The 14,867-nt window shown below is 56.5% G+C and carries 15 protein-coding genes; 8 read left to right on the top strand and 7 right to left on the bottom strand.

The genetic code is table 11. From position 1 onward, the window contains the following. Positions 1-53: 53 nt before the first annotated feature. Both ACFC5L_RS07925 and ACFC5L_RS07920 read right to left on the bottom strand, forming a co-directional pair. Positions 54-596 (bottom strand): GNAT family N-acetyltransferase, encoded by a 543-nt coding sequence (locus ACFC5L_RS07925; RefSeq protein WP_375204291.1) that lies wholly within the window; start codon positions 594-596, stop codon positions 54-56. Then, positions 593-2,362: a DUF885 domain-containing protein gene (locus tag ACFC5L_RS07920; protein WP_375204292.1), complete on the bottom strand. Its 1,770-nt coding sequence runs from the start codon at positions 2,360-2,362 to the stop codon at positions 593-595. The genes ACFC5L_RS07925 and ACFC5L_RS07920 overlap by 4 nt, the downstream gene beginning before the upstream one ends. A gap of 165 nt (positions 2,363-2,527) precedes the next feature. On the opposite strand from ACFC5L_RS07920, the gene ACFC5L_RS07915 reads away from it, so the two are divergent. Together ACFC5L_RS07915 and ACFC5L_RS07910 are read left to right on the top strand one after the other, a co-directional pair. After that, positions 2,528-3,730, top strand: coding sequence for a mechanosensitive ion channel family protein (locus ACFC5L_RS07915; protein ID WP_375204293.1), 1,203 nt, complete (start codon positions 2,528-2,530; stop codon positions 3,728-3,730). Between the two features lie 90 nt (positions 3,731-3,820). After that, complete coding sequence (locus tag ACFC5L_RS07910) at positions 3,821-4,282, top strand: YHS domain-containing (seleno)protein (protein WP_375204294.1); 462 nt, start codon at positions 3,821-3,823, stop codon at positions 4,280-4,282. Positions 4,283-4,345: 63 nt separating this feature from the next. On the opposite strand, the gene ACFC5L_RS07905 is transcribed toward ACFC5L_RS07910, so the two are convergent. The 5 genes from ACFC5L_RS07905 to fliF are packed head-to-tail and all read right to left on the bottom strand — an operon-like array spanning position 4,346 to position 8,705. Beyond that, complete coding sequence (locus ACFC5L_RS07905) at positions 4,346-5,476, bottom strand: FliG C-terminal domain-containing protein (protein WP_375204295.1); 1,131 nt, start codon at positions 5,474-5,476, stop codon at positions 4,346-4,348. Next, positions 5,476-6,243 carry a flagellar type III secretion system pore protein FliP gene (gene fliP, locus ACFC5L_RS07900; protein ID WP_375204296.1) on the bottom strand — a complete coding sequence of 256 codons (768 nt, stop codon included), beginning with the start codon at positions 6,241-6,243 and terminating at the stop codon, positions 5,476-5,478. Before fliP ends, ACFC5L_RS07905 begins: the two co-directional genes overlap by 1 nt. 15 nt (positions 6,244-6,258) lie before the next feature. Next, positions 6,259-6,591: a FliM/FliN family flagellar motor switch protein gene (locus ACFC5L_RS07895; RefSeq protein ID WP_375204297.1), complete on the bottom strand. Its 333-nt coding sequence runs from the start codon at positions 6,589-6,591 to the stop codon at positions 6,259-6,261. After that, on the bottom strand, positions 6,588-7,184 hold the full coding sequence (locus tag ACFC5L_RS07890; RefSeq protein ID WP_375204298.1) for a hypothetical protein: 597 nt from the start codon (positions 7,182-7,184) through the stop codon (positions 6,588-6,590). The genes ACFC5L_RS07895 and ACFC5L_RS07890 overlap by 4 nt, the downstream gene beginning before the upstream one ends. Continuing rightward, the gene (fliF, locus tag ACFC5L_RS07885) at positions 7,185-8,705 is read right to left on the bottom strand and encodes a flagellar basal-body MS-ring/collar protein FliF (RefSeq protein WP_375204299.1); all 1,521 of its coding nucleotides are present in this window, start codon (positions 8,703-8,705) and stop codon (positions 7,185-7,187) included. It lies immediately after the preceding gene. Positions 8,706-8,843: 138 nt separating this feature from the next. Between fliF and ACFC5L_RS07880 the strand changes: the two genes are divergently transcribed. The 6 genes from ACFC5L_RS07880 to ACFC5L_RS07855 all read left to right on the top strand — a co-directional run bounded on the left by ACFC5L_RS07880 (position 8,844) and on the right by ACFC5L_RS07855 (position 14,849). Continuing rightward, entirely contained in the window at positions 8,844-9,593 is a 750-nt protein-coding gene (locus ACFC5L_RS07880) for a flagellar basal body-associated FliL family protein (RefSeq protein WP_375204300.1), read from the top strand. An 11-nt stretch (positions 9,594-9,604) separates the two neighbouring features. Continuing rightward, positions 9,605-10,213, top strand: a complete 609-nt coding sequence (locus tag ACFC5L_RS07875) for a hypothetical protein (protein ID WP_375204301.1) — start codon at positions 9,605-9,607, stop codon at positions 10,211-10,213. Positions 10,214-10,216: 3 nt separating this feature from the next. Beyond that, positions 10,217-10,756: a MotE family protein gene (locus ACFC5L_RS07870; protein ID WP_375204302.1), complete on the top strand. Its 540-nt coding sequence runs from the start codon at positions 10,217-10,219 to the stop codon at positions 10,754-10,756. An 87-nt stretch (positions 10,757-10,843) separates the two neighbouring features. After that, positions 10,844-11,713, top strand: a complete 870-nt coding sequence (gene motA, locus ACFC5L_RS07865; RefSeq protein ID WP_375204303.1) for a flagellar motor stator protein MotA — start codon at positions 10,844-10,846, stop codon at positions 11,711-11,713. Continuing rightward, positions 11,710-14,136, top strand: a complete 2,427-nt coding sequence (locus ACFC5L_RS07860; RefSeq protein ID WP_375204304.1) for a hypothetical protein — start codon at positions 11,710-11,712, stop codon at positions 14,134-14,136. The genes motA and ACFC5L_RS07860 overlap by 4 nt, the downstream gene beginning before the upstream one ends. After that, positions 14,133-14,849: a flagellar hook-basal body complex protein gene (locus tag ACFC5L_RS07855; protein ID WP_375204305.1), complete on the top strand. Its 717-nt coding sequence runs from the start codon at positions 14,133-14,135 to the stop codon at positions 14,847-14,849. Before ACFC5L_RS07860 ends, ACFC5L_RS07855 begins: the two co-directional genes overlap by 4 nt. Positions 14,850-14,867 lie beyond the last annotated feature (18 nt).

Here is a 14,867-nt window from a genome sequence, read left to right as displayed (position 1 = left end):
CACTGCCCTCGCGAGTTTGATGCGCTGACAGTGAAAAACGCTGACGATAGAGATTATCCATGAGGCGCAATAGGCCGGTGATAAACATTGATCGCTTTGCCATTATAGTGGGCTGAAGCGATAAAGGAAAAGCCGCACTTTTCAGCAATGCAGATTGATGGCGTATTCTCAACGCCGATAATGCAACACATTTTCTTCTTTTCAGAAAAATTCGCATCGCCCCACCGGATTGCCGCGCGCGCCGCTTCGGTCGCGTAACCCTTGCCTTGATGGTCGGGTGAGATAATCCAGCCAATTTCCGGCATTTCACGCAAGGACGGCGTCAAATTACGGTGAAAATCGGCAAAGCCGACCTGGCCGACAAGAGCGTCGGTATTGCGTTCGAAGACGTGCCAATAACCGTAACCGACAAGTGGCCACAGCCCTGCATTGCGCAACAGGCGTGTCCAGGCTTCCTCTTCGGTGAGCGGTTTGCCGGTAATTTCACGCGTAAGTTCAGGACGCGCCCACATCGCCGCAAAGGCCGGAAAGTCTTCCACTTTCGGGCCTTTCAACTGCAACCTTTCGGTGTCAATGACCGGAATGCTTTCGCTCACTCAGCGCGCGCTTTCACCTCGTCGATGTAGTCATCGATCCGTTCGCGAAGAATATCGAGAGGCAAGCCGCCGCCAGTAAGCACCGCATCGTGGAACTCGCGGATGTCAAAATCATCGCCAAGCTCACGCTCCGCCTTCCGCCGCAACTCCCAGATGGTGAGTTCGCCCATTTTATAGGCAAGGGCCTGGCCCGGCCAGGCGATGTAGCGGTCAACCTCGGTCTGAACATTGTGCAGCGACAACGCCGTATTGTCTGCGAGGTAATCCATCGCCTGTTCTCGCGTCCATCCTTTGGCGTGAATGCCCGTGTCGATTACAAGACGGCAGGCGCGCCACATTTCCATGGAAAGCCTTCCAAAATCGTCATAGGGCGTTTCATAAACGCCCATTTCAAGTCCCAGCTTTTCCGAATAAAGCCCCCAGCCTTCGCCAAATGCGTGCGGATAAAAGTCCTTGCGGAATTCCGGCGCGTTTTCGATTTCAAGCGCCAGTGCATTTTGCAAATGATGCCCCGGCACAGCTTCATGCAGGGTAAGCGCAGTCATTTCGTAATAAGGCCGTTTGTCGAGAGCGTAGGTGTTGACCCAATATTGTCCGCCGCGCGTACCGCCCAAAGGCGCACCCACATAACGCCCGGTCGTATAGTTCGGCGCAATCTCCGCCGGCACCGGCTCCACCGAATAAGGCTGCCGCGGTAATTTGCCGAAATAGGCGGGAAGCCGGCCGTCGATATCCTTTGCAATCCACGCCGCGCGCTCCAGAAGGTCTTCCGGCGTCTTTGGGTAGAACTGTTCGTCGGTGCGTAAGAACTCGATAAAATCCTTGAAATTGCCCTTGAAGCCTGTCTTCGACATGACGCCGGCCATTTCCTTGCGAATGCGCGCCACCTCTTTTAAACCAAGCGCGTGGATGCTTTCCGGCGTGACCGTCTCGAGCGTCGTATAATAGCGCACAAGCGCGCGGTAATAGTCACGCCCGTTCGGCAACTCATAAGCGCCAAGGGTGTCACGCGCGCCCGGTGTATATTCATCCTTCATGAAATCGAGCAACCGCGCGAATGCCGGGATCACTTCTGTTTCGAGAACCTCGCGCGCTTCCTGGCGCAGCGCCGCCTGACGCCGAGAGGAAATGGAATCCGGCATTTTCACAAAAGGTTTGTAGTAAGGATGGGCCGCAGCGTTGTCTTTTACCTGCGCCTCGAAAGAGGGGAGAATATAAGGGAGAATTTCTTTGGGTTGAGTGAACCCGTCAGCGAGCCCTTGCCGCATATTCTCCACATGCTGATCCAGGAAACCGGGAAGGCCTTTGAGGCGCTCGATGTAATTCTCAAAATCTTCTTCAGTCCTGAAGCTCGTCGCGCCGACTACATATCCAAAATTGGTGTGAAAGCCGGTGTCGGCGAGAAACGGGATGCGCCAGCGATCGAACTCCGCAAGCGCCAGATCATGCTTCAGAATGAATTCAAGAAGATCCGCGCTCAACACGTCCCCTTTGTCGAGCTGGCTGCGGTCGATGGCTTCAAGGCGGTCGTAAAAGCTTTGCGCTTGCGCAGTGCGACGCGCCTGGTCTTCCGGCGTCACGCTTGGAACCTTGTCTTCATAACCGGAAACGCCTGAGCCTGTGGCACTGAACGGATTCTCCGCCATCTCATTGGCCCAGTACTCATCAAATAGGGCGTGGAGGTCATCCGCTGGCGCCGCCTGCGCCGCCCCAGCCATCAGAACGCCCGCAAGCGCCACAAAAGCCGTTAAAATCCGCTTCGCCATTACCCGCTCCCTCGCCGGCCCTATCACCCGCATCCTGCCGCTTTTTCTACCATGTATCGCTGCGGCGCCGAAACCCGCCCCAAAAGCGGCGGAACGATTGGATTTCCTGCCTGTTCGAACAAAGAGCCATCCTTATTTCCCCGAATCAGCAGGCCACGAGTTCTGATGAAGCCGTTTCCACCACTTGTTGTGCAGGCCGCGCCGGATAGCGGCGCAGATGAAAAAACCACCGACGCGGCCAAAGACGCCGCAAGCGAGGTTGAAAGTTTCATGAGCGGAGTCGGCCCGCGTCTGGAGGAAGGCTGGGCGTGGATCCAGGCCAACGCCTCTGAATTTTCTATCGCCGTTGGCGCCTGGATTGCGATCTTTCTGGCCTTGAGGATCCTGCGCGCCGTGATCGCCGGCTTCATCCGCAGGAAGAAGAAAGACCATTATGCTGTTAACAATGTGGCTGCGCGCCTCATTAGCAGCACATCAAGCCTGTTTCTGCTTGTTCTTTCAGCTGCGCTGGTCGCGCCCTTCTTTCCCGTCATCCCGGAAGGCTGGGGCGTTTATGCACGCACCTTCGCCATTATCATCGGCATTCTGCAGGCGGCGGCATGGGCGCGAGAGCTTTTGACAGCCGGGATTGTCGGCTACGCCCATTCGCGGGCGGAACACTCCGGCGTTCTGACCAATGCGGTGAACCTCATCAAGACGCTTGTCGCCATCGGCGTATGGACAATTGCGCTGTTGATGATTCTTTCCAATCTCGACATCGAGATCACAGCGCTGATCGCCGGTCTTGGCGTCGGCGGCATTGCAATTGGCCTCGCGGCGCAAAGTCTCTTCAAAGACCTTTTCTCTTCACTGGCGATTGTCTTCGACCAGCCATTCTTGCGCGGTGATTTCATCACCTTCGACGATGGTGAATATCTTGGCGATGTTGAACGCATCGGCATGAAAACAACGCGCATCCGCTCTCTCAGCGGAGAGGAAATTATCATCGCCAATTCGCAATTGCTGGACAAGGAAATCAGAAACTACCGGCGCATGGACGAGCGGCGAATTCTGTTTTCCGTTGGCGTCTTGTACCAGACCCCTCACGAAAAGCTGCGTAACATTCCTGACCTTATCAAGAAAGCTGTTGAAGACGCCGACAAGACGCGCTTCGACCGTTCGCATCTGAAGGAATACGCCGACAGCTCCATTACCTTCGAAACGGTATATTGGGTCAAAGACCGCGACTATAGCGTCTATATGGAGGCCAATCATGAGGTCCTCCTCAATATTCACAAAGCTTTTGAAGATGAAGGCATCGATTTCGCCTATCCGACCCGAACGCTGCATGTGGAAAGCTTTCCGGAGGGCCCGGCAAGCGAAAGCTGACTGACGCCTCGCAGCGCCGTGAACGCATTTGATTTGCAGCGCTCGGCGAAGGCGGGCTAAGGGGTGATGCCTTTAAGATGGAGCCCCTTCATGTTTCGCCTTCTCGCCCACAAAAGCCTCGCCGTGCTGGCGCTTTTCCTCGCCGCGCTCACGCCCGCAGCCGCCTTCGCTAAAGACCCTGTTTATACGGGACGCTTTTCCTCCCTCGCTGTCGACGGCCATGATCCCGTCGCCTATTTCACCGAAGGCGCGCCCGTGAAGGGAAGCAAAGAATTTTCAACGACTTATAATGGCGCAGAATGGCGCTTTTCATCCGCCGACAACCTCGCCGTCTTTGAAGCCGAGCCGGAAAAATATGCGCCCCAATATGGTGGTTATTGCGCATGGGCCATATCGCAGAATTATACGGCGCGTGGTAATCCGAACAACTGGTCGATTGTCGATGGCAAACTCTACCTCAACTATAATGACGAGATCCAAAAACGCTGGGAGGCGGACATTCCAGGCTTTATCGCTAAAGCAAATGAAAACTGGCCAGATGTTCTGAACTAAGAAAACCGTCTGAAATGAGTTTAAGTAAGGGCTGCTTTCGGGCGGTCCTTTTCTTTTGACGGCTTAGGCGCCTTCTTCCTCGCCAGGCTCTTTTAGCGGAACGAGTTTGAATTCGCCGTCATTGACGAGCTGGCGCACGACTGACGTGACTTCCCGCTGGGCCGCTTCACCGTCTTCTTCGGAAGGCGTCTCCATTTCGGCGAGTTCTTCTTTATATTGCTCGACCATGCGCTTAGAGATGTTGCCGAACAGGAATTCCACTGTCTCCTGGGCGTTGGTTTCGCCATATTTAATCGCTTTCAAGAGCACTTCACGATCGAGATCGCGCAGGAGCGCCGTTGCGCCTGACGCCGGCATACGGACATAAAGCTCCTCGAAGGTAAGAACGGCGCGCCGGACTTCGGCGCCTACTTCCGGATCAGCTTCCTTGAAATGCTCAAGCAGGGCGTCGCGCTTGACGCCTGGAAGATAGTTGATGATCTCGCCAACTTTTGCGCCAGCATTGCCTTTCGCCGCCGCTGGCGCCGGCTCTTCGTCGCCGTCTTCGTCTTCGGCCGCGCTTGGCGCCGCTCTCAGAAGCTCCTCCTCGAGAACATTCGAGATCGCTTCAAGCGCGTCAGGCGATGACGGCTTTTTACGGGCGATCTCGAGAAGAACTTTTTGGGCGTATTCAGCTTCTGCGAGATTCAACACCGCCGCAGTTTTCTCATAGGACAGTTTGGACAGAATCGTCGCCGCAATCGGCATGCGCTGGGCCTGCACATATTGGGCGAGCTCTTCATCCTCGACTTTCTCAACGCGAGACCAGACCGCCGATTCTCCGCCGCCCCCCATATCGGCGAGGATGCGGTCGGCCCGCTCTTCTTTCGCCATCAACGTGAGCACGCGGCGCGCTTCGTCGGAGCCGCCGGCAAGGTCATTTTGTTCAGGACTGCTCGCGGCGGCGAGAAACTCTTCCGCCACCACTTCGAGAAGCTGCGGCGAGACGGTCTTGAGATCGGAAAACGCTTTTGCAAAATTGCGCAATTCGTCGTCAGACATTTCATCGACGATGGCGGCGGCTGATTCAGCGCTTAAAGATGCAAGTACGATCGCCGCCTTATGCGCCTTTGTAAACCAGCTTTCTATGCGGGTGTCGCTGCGTTCACCTGCTTTCGGCGTCCGCAAATCCATTTTTTGCAAAGCCGTCGCCATTACGAATACCCTCTCACCAAGGCGCCGGAAACGGCGACCCAGCCATTAGTCAACACGAAAAACGCCACCTTGAACGGCAACGATACGATTGCCGGCGGCACCATCATCATACCCATGGCCATCAGGATCGACGCCACCAGCAGATCAATCACCAGGAACGGCAAAAGAACGATAAATCCGATTTCAAAGGCGCGCTGAATCTCAGACAGCACAAAGGCTGGCACAAGCAACGACAATGGCGTCATTCCGTCTTCCGCGGGCGATGTTTCTATGGGCCGCGCATCTTCCAGAATATCGACGGCGCCCGGATCAACCCGCGCTTCCATAAAAATCCGAAACGGCTCCATCATTTTCGGGAACGCTATCTCTTCGGTGATTTCACCGTTCAAGAGCGGCGTTACGCCAGCGGCCCAAGCGTCTTTAAACACCGGTTCCATGACGAAATAGGTAAGAAAGAGCGCGACAGAAACGATCAGCATGTTCGGCGGCGCCTGTTGCAGGCCCACGCCCTGACGCAGAATAGACAGGACAATCAGCATAAAAGGCAGGCAGGTGACCATCATGGCGATGCCGGGCGCAAGGCTTAGCACCGTAACCATGAGGAACATCTGAACAACGCGGCGCGTCAGCCCCCCGCCAGCCGTTGCTTCCGAAACAGCCGCATCAAGCGCGTCGGGCTGCGGCGCAATATCCTGCGCGGCCGCCGGCGCACCGGCGAGCGCCGCCAGCGCCAACAGCAATAGAATTATAACCCGCGAACGCCCCATGCCCGTTGCTTTGTCCTAGTTCCCAATTCTAACAATTTCGAGAAGCTTCACACCGATGCCGTTTTCATTGTCAGTCGCCTCGACAAGTTCGCCTTTCGCGATCAGCCGGTCGCCGACAAAAATATCCACAGGGTCATCGATCAGCTGCTCAAGATCGATCACGGTTTCCTGGGTCAATTCCAGAAGCTTTTGTACAGTGATCTTGGCCGAGCCAATGGATACCACAACACGCACCGGCAATTCGAGAATGTTGCGATTACCGGCGCCGCCATCACCGCCATTCAAAACATCGGCGACGATCTCATCATCGCTCGGGTCAGCTTCGACAACCTGATTTTCGTCACTCATGACTCATCTCCTTCAGCGCCGCCGGTTTCTTCGTGGAGCGCCTTCAAAACATCCTCGATAAAACTGTCGGGATCGTGGTAAAGACCGCCCTTTTTCCACTGCGCATCGACCGTTGCGGGAGCACAGGACTCATCGGATTTCAACGTCACTAAAGGAGTTTCCTTCAACACCTTTTTTTCGGCTTCGGAAAGATGCGCGATCAACGACGGATGCGTGCGCAATGAAAGCTCCGAATGGTCACGTTGAGCACGCTCCTCAACAATATGCATGATGTCAGCAAGCGACGACTTTACCGCCAGTGTCGGCGCCACCGCGCCGAAAAGACGTTCGATAAGACTCAAGGCTTCCTGACGGTACCGCGTTTCCATTTCGGCAATCATGTCGCCAATGCTGTTGACGAACGTCTCATGACGGGCTTTCTGCTCGGCCATTTCACCGCGAAGTTCCGCCATTGCTGCGTTGTAGCCTGTTTTATAAGCATCGCATTCAGTATCCACTTGTGGCGCACCGGGCTGGCGGCCAGGCAAGGATGGAATGCGTACGGCCTTTGCCGCACTGTCGCCTTCGTTGATCTGGAGAGCGCCGCCGGCCATTTACGCCGCCCGCTCTGTGTCGCCGAGCCACTCTTTCAAGAGCGTCGCCGTTTTTTCCTTGTCGGAGGTCGAAAGATCACGCAACTCTTCCAAAGGCGTGCGCGAAATCATACCGGCTTCAACACCAATGTCTTCCGGCATGCCGACTTCAGCAATGGCTGTTGAGCCGGAAATGTCTTGCGTGAGAACGGGTTTCAACACGAACATGCCAAGAATAATCACGACAATCGCCGGTATGACGATCTGCAAGACCGACATAACGTTCTGCTGCAGCCACAGCATGATCCCGCCAGACTCTTCAGGTGTTTCAACGGGCGCATATTCGTGGAATGGCATGGATTTCACGGTGACGATATCGCCGCGCGCTTCGTCAAAACCGACAGCCGCAGTAACAAGGTCACGGATCGATTGAAGCTCTTCATCGGCGCGCGGCGCGGGCGCGGCGCCGTCGGCTGCGGGAACGTCATTGACAAGCACCGCCACATGAACTCGCGAGATAGCGCCCGGCAATTTTTCACGCTGACGGTTCACTTCGGAAATATCGAACCGGGTTGTTTCATTGGTTTCCGAGCGCGATGAATTCGATTGGGTTCCGGCAGCGCCGTCGCCTTCAGGCAGGTTGCTGGCCACCGTCACGGCGCTCGAACCGGAGCCCGACTCCGATTGAGTCATATCCGTCGTCTCGCGGCCCATCATCACCCGGCTTTCAGGGTCAAGAATACGCTCCGAGACGGTTTCCCGCTCCCGGTCGATGTCCAAGGAGACTGTGACACGCGCATTTCCGGGGCCCACACGGGCCTCGAGAAGGCTCATAAGATTGGCTTCGAGCCGGGTTTCACGGTCGAGGCTGTCGCCTTCGGCGTCGATAATCGGGTCCCCGGCCCCCGGTTTCAATATGACGCCGTTGATACTGTCGAAAATGCCGACCTGTTCAGCCTCCATATCAGGGATTGCAAGCGCGATCAGATAGCGCATGGCCATGGCCTGTTGCATATCGAGACGTCCGCGGCTCATGGTGATGGTCGCCGAGGCCGTGGGCGGGCGCCGCCGCCGGGCAAAGGAAGAGGATTTGGGCACTGCGATATGGACGCGCGCCGACTTTACGCCCGGCGTCGCCAGCAAGGTGCGGGCGAGCTCGCCCTCTTTCGCACGCCAATAGGCGGCGTCAAACATTTCTGAAGTCGTTGCAAAACCGTTTAATTCATCAAGCAATTCGAACCCGGGCTGGCCCTGTTGAGGCAGGCCCTGACGAGCGAGCGCCATACGAAGAGAGTCGCGGCGATTCTCGGGCACATAGATAGCGTCGCCCCGCACCTCGGGGTCTACATCCATGGTCTCGAGCGCGCTCAAAATATCGCCGGCCGCAGAAGCGTCCAGTCCGCCGTAAAGGAAGGCCATGCGTGGCTTTGCCGCCATATTCATGACGGCTGAAAACACAATCAGCGTCGCCACAAGAACCCCTACAAGGATCACCTTGCGCGAGAGCGACATTTCATTCCAGACAGAGGCAAGTTTGAACATACGATAGGCCACCGGTGACGCGGGATGCGTAGAAAACGCATTCCTGAAATTTCTTGGTTAATTTCCGGGGCTTTGATTAAATAAGCGTTTACGTCTCGGCGCCTATGGTGCGGCTGGTAACCATAAGGCGCCTCTCTTTTGTCTGACGTCACACCTATAGCGCTCGACCTCGATCTCGGCGAACTCGAATCGGAAGCCGATGGCGAGGAAGCTGCGCCGAAAAGTAAAGGCCTGGGGCTTATCCCCATGGTCGCTGCGGCGGTCGTTGCGGCGGGTGTCGCTGGCGGCGCAGCCTTCGTGCTGACGCCGGGCGCCAAAGAGGTCAATCCAGCCTGCATCGATCCAGCCGAAAGCGGCGGCGAGGCGCATGGAGACGATCACGAGGCTGACGCATCCCATGGCGAAGATCATGATGGCGAAACGTCAGACCATGGTGATGACGCTGCATCCCTGGAAGAATGCGTCGCCGAAGATCACGACAATAAAAAAGAAGAGAAGAAGAAAAAGAAGAAAGCCGACAAGGGACATGGCGGCGGAGACGCCGCCGAAAGCGACGTCAAACCTTTGGGCGCTATTCAGCATTCTGAACACGCGACCTTTCTCGTTCTTGATCCCATGGTCATTTCGATACAGCCCATCGGCCGTTCCAAACATCTGCGCGTCTCACTTGTTTTCGAAACGGACGATGAAGGCGCGGAAATTCTGCTGGATAACGGGTTTTACGTACAAGACGTTCTCAACACTTATCTTCGGTCTGTGGACCATACAGTGCTTGAAGACCCATCTTCCATGTCGCGCCTTCGCGCACAAATCCTCCGGCGCATTCGCGTCATCGTTCCGGACGCTTCGGTTACAAACGTCCTCATCACTGAATTCATCCTAACGTAAGGGGCACTCAAATGGAGATGATCATTGACTTTATGTTGCTCGCCGCCTCCGGCGCCGCAACATTTTATTGCTTCATCCTCAGCCGCAAGCTCGAAGCCTTGAAGAGCACGGAAAAAGGCCTCGGCGCAACGATCGCGACAATGTCGCATACGGTGGACCAGGCCCGCGCTACGGTGACGCTCGCCAAGGAGTCGAGCGCCGAAAGCATTAACGAGCTGACGCCCTTGATCGAGGAAACCAAGGAAATTCTGCCGCAACTAACTGAAATGATCGATGTCATTTCCGAGCTTGCCGAGATCGCCATTCGCGACGTCAGCGAAGCCTCCGGCAAAGCAGGCGCCGAACTCGACGCTCGCCTCGCCAAGGCTAAAGAGCTGCAGGCGCGTCTTGATGAACAAATCGATTTCTTTCTCGTCGACAATCCCGATCCGGATGGTCCCGGCACACGGATGACGCCAAACGGGCGCAGCGATGAAGATGTCGCCTATCTGGATGATGATGAGACCGACCTCCCCGCAAAAACTGCACAAGCGAAAGCAAAAGCCAAAACAACGTCTAAGGTCACAGCGGTTTTGATGCAGGCGCGCAACCAGCGCAAAATGAGAAAGCTCGCCGGGTAAATCATGAAGACGAAAGCGCTTTTTGTCCTGGGGCTGGTGTTTTTCGGCTCTTTCGTGGGACGTATTGCAGTTTTGGCGTCGGAAGCGACAGCCAAGACCGGCGGCATGCCCCATGAAGGCGACATTGCAGGAGTAGCCTCCTGCATAGACGGTGATCTTGCGGCTGCGGTGAAAGACCGCATGTATTCGCTCGACACGCGTGAACTCGCCATCGCGGATCGCGAGGCAGAGTTAAAAACTTATGAAGCGCAGATCGACAAGCGTCTCGCCGAACTCGAAGACGCCAACCAGGAACTGCAGGACAAAATCACGGTCGTTCAGGACGCCCGCAATGCCGATATTCAAAAACTGGCCGCCATTTATGAGGGGATGAAGCCGGCGCAAGCTGGACAGATCATCAACGAGATGGACGCCAAGTTCGCCGCCGGTCTGATTTCGTCAATGAATAGTGAACAGGCGGCCCTCGTCGTTGCAAATATGGACGCTCAAAAAGCCTATCTCGTCACTGTCATTCTCGCCAACCGCAACCAAACCGATCAATAAAACTTGCGGGTTTCAGCGAAGATTAACTTCTTCGTGAAAATATTCGTTAAGCGAATAACTAAATTTGTTCACTTTTAGCGGGCTGTTATGGGACCAATTCTCGGCATCGTCATCACGCTGGGCATGGTGTTCGGCGGGTATACTATCGCCGGTGGTAAGATGGGAATCATCACCCATTCCTTGCCCTATGAAATGATGATGATCGGCGGCGCCGCAATCGGCGCATTCGTCGTCGGCAATGATTTCGGCGTCATCAAACAGGCTGGCGGCGACATCATGAAGGCGTTAACCGGCTCAAAGTGGAAGAAGAAAGACTTTCAAGATCTTCTTTGTCTTATGTATGAGCTCCTGCGCGTCGCGAAAGAGAGCCCGGTACAAGCCGAAGCTCATATCGAGAATCCTTCCGAGTCATCTATCTTTCAACGCTACGAGAAAATCGCAAAAGACCACGATGCCGCTGATATTATTTGCGATACAATCCGGTCTATCCTGATGAACTTCGACAACCCGCATCAGGTCGAAGACCTTCTCGAAAAACAACTCGAGGCCATGCACCACGAAAGCATGCATGGAGGTCACGCCTTGCAGAAAATGGCGGACGCTCTGCCGGCGCTCGGCATTGTCGCCGCCGTTCTCGGCGTTATCAAAACCATGGCGTCTATTGATAAGCCGCCGGAAGTACTTGGCCAAATGATTGGCGGCGCACTTGTGGGCACCTTTCTTGGCGTATTCCTCGCCTACTCCATTGTTGGCCCGCTGGCCGAGAAAATAATGGCTGTACGGGAACAGGAGCAGCAATTTTACAAGTTGATCCGAGAATGCATAGTGGCGCACCTCCAGATGCATACGCCGCAAATGTGCATCGAGGTCGCACGGCGAAACATTCCAGGCCATGACCGCCCCGGTTTCTCTGAAATCGATGAGGCTTTGAAGCAGCTCAAGAAGGAGGCCGCATGATCACTCGCGCCCTCCTCATTCTGGTTACTTTTCTCACTCTCACGGCCGCCGCTGCAGCGGGTGAAACCTTATCTGTGCGCGCCGGCGAGCACGGTGACTATTCCCGCCTGGTCATCCCGAAAGCGCCTGCAGACTGGAAGATTGCAACCTCTGACCGTAAAATCGAAATCACTTTTCCGAGCAAGGATTATGCTTTTGAGCTTGGCGACATTATCGACAAGCGCAAGGCTCACCGCGTTCTCAATGCTCGCATTCTTGACACGGACGAGACCCGGGCGCTGGTGCTGACCCTGACCTGCGACTGTCCGGTGCGCACGTCGAAAAGCGCTGGTGACTCTATTGTCATCGATATTTTCAACGAAGCTCCGGTCACTCTCGCAGAAGAAGAAACACCGAGAGAACCGGTCTCGGACGCCGCCCGTAATACTGTTTCCGGGACGCCGGAATCCATGCGTGAAGCGCGGGACCGGATGATCGCCCTCCTCGCCGAGGCGCGCCACCAAGGCGTCGTCCAGCTTAAAACCGACAACAAAAAAGAAGAAAGCCACAGCACCGCCATCGAAGCGAGCCCGGCCTCGCATTCACCAGAGCCCGAACCCGAAACACCACAGGCGCCTGATCCCCATGCTGCACCGCTGCCTGAACATGCCGCCGCGCAAGTCACGGAAGACACCCATGGCGATGCCGATCAACATGGCCCCTCCCTGGCGGACGGACCGCCCCAGCCGCTCGTCATGTCGGAACATCTCGCCAATGAAAATTGCGCAGACCCGTCGCTTTTCCACGAGCCGGAAGACGGCGCGCTGGACTTTTCAGCGATCGCCAATCTGCGCCGGAAATTCGATGAAAGCGTCACCGAACAAGACCGTGCGGATATCGCCGCCACGCTGGCGCTCGCCTATATCCATATCGGCTTTTTCGAAGAAGCGGGCGCCATCGCCTCTCCGCTCGCCAACGCGGGCGATCATAATATGGCCATGGCCGCCGGCCTTGCCGATCTCGCATCAGGAACGCGGCCGCGCGCCTCGCGTATTCTTGCACCCTACCGGAAGTGTGGGCCGTTCGGTGAACTTGCTTTCGCCGCCGCCGCATCCATTGATGACGATCGGGTTGTTTCCCTGCAAGAAAAACACATCGCCGCACTGAAACCGGTGACGTCTGAGCTACGTGCGCCGCTTGCCGAGTGGTTGGGCCTCAATGCTATTGAGCGTAATGAACTGACCATCGCCAAGGAATTCTACGACGTCGCCAAAACCGCGCGCGGCGGCGATCGCAGCCCCGCGCTCGCTATTATGGAAAACGCCCTCTTTGACCGCATTGCCGAGACCGGTCATGCGGATGATGGTCATGACTCGACGGCGAAACCTGAAGCGCAAAAGGCGGAAGCCAGTCACGGACCAACGCCTGTCATCACTGATGAACTGAGACAGATCGCACAAACGCCCGGGCCATTACAGGCGAAAGCGCTTTCCATCCTCGCTGAAGATTACGAGAAACGCGCCAATGTCGCGTATGAAGGCTTTCTCGATGATATCGCCGCGCAAAGCGGGCGACGCAACTCGTCCCTTGCTGAAGCGCGCGCCTCCTTTACCGGCGCCAAGGCGCTCGTATCCGCCGGCCGCCTGCGTGAAGGCGTCGCCGTGCTGGAAGCCGCGGCGCATGCTGCGCCTGGCGCTGAAAACGCCGGACGCGCCCTCGCCCAGTCCTTAATTATGAATGGCCTGACGAGTGACGCAAAGACACGTCTCAACGCGGTTTCCGCATTCTTCTATCACCGCGAATTTGTGGATGTAAAAGACAATGGCGATCTGAATGTCGCTGTTGCGCGCGAGCTCGCCGCCTACGGCGCCAATGATCTGGTGGATGAAGCGCTCTCAGGCATACCCGGAAAATGGCGCGCGGATGCAGACGCCGTGCGCGCTCTTTCCTATCTCAATAGCGGCGACCCTCATGGCGCACTCGCCATCGCCGATGAAGGCGCTATGAGCGCCGATCTCGGCATTGTGGCCGCCAAAGCCCATGAACGCCTCAATGACCGCGCCGGAACGATCGCCTTGATTAAGTCCTCGCTTCGCCGCGGCGAAGCCGACAATGAATTCGCCACAACGGCCTGGCGCGCCGGCGACTGGCCGCTTGCGACCGCCGCTTTCAACGCGGTGCCGAAAAAGGAACGCGAAACCGCCGCCGCTTCCCGCGCAACGCTGGCCGCACTTAATGCGGGCGCAGGCGATGTGCCGGCGGCGGCGCGCGAAGCACTCGCCAATGATCCCGAAGCGCTCGCCGCCCTTGCTCATATGTTTAAAACGGCGCCCACCGTCAGCGTGCGCGCTATTGATGTCCTCGCCGATTTTACGTCGGGCGTGAAAAAAGAAACTGATTTCATGGCGCGGGGCCTTGAACCCGCAGGAAGAGACGGACGATGAGCAACGCCGTTTACACCGCCCTGTCCAAGCAGGCGGGCCTCATGAAGGAAATGAATTCGATCGCGAACAATATCGCGAACGCTTCAACCGCAGGCTATCGCCGCGACAGCTTTGTGTTCTCCGAATATGTCCAGCGTCTCGAGAGCCAGGATCAATCTCTCTCGCAAACGAATGTCGCCGGCCGCTTTTTTGATGCAACGCCGGGCTCCCTCACCCGCACTGGCGCCACTTTTGACGTCGCTATCGACGGCGACGGCTATTTTCTGGTCGAAACGCCCCGCGGAGAGCGCCTGACCCGCATGGGCAGCTTCCTTGTGGACGCCGAAGGACAACTCGTCACTCATGACGGCAATCGTGTGCTCGGCGACGGCGGTTCGCCGGTCGCCATTCCCGCAGGAGCGAATAACATCACCATCGCGCCTGACGGCACGATTGCGGCCGACGGCGCGCCCGTCGGCAAGATTGGCGTCGTCACCGCATCGCCAACCGGTCTTGCCCGCGAAGGCAATAACCTGTTGCGCTCCGACGAAGATTATCAGCCCGTGGAGTTCGCCAGCGTCCGTCAGGGCTTCATTGAAGAATCAAATGTCAACGCCGTGATCGAAGTATCCCGCCTTATCGAGGTGCAGCGCGCCTATGAGCTCAATCAACAGCTCATGCAAGATGAGGATGAAAGGATCAAGAAAACCGTTGAGGCTATGAGACGCCGTTAAAGGCGCACATAAGTAAGG

This window comes from Hyphococcus sp. (genome assembly GCF_041986965.1).
Lineage (GTDB): Bacteria > Pseudomonadota > Alphaproteobacteria > Caulobacterales > Parvularculaceae > Hyphococcus.
The sequence above is the reverse complement of the archived record's forward strand: the minus strand, read 5'-3'. Positions and strand labels throughout refer to the sequence as shown.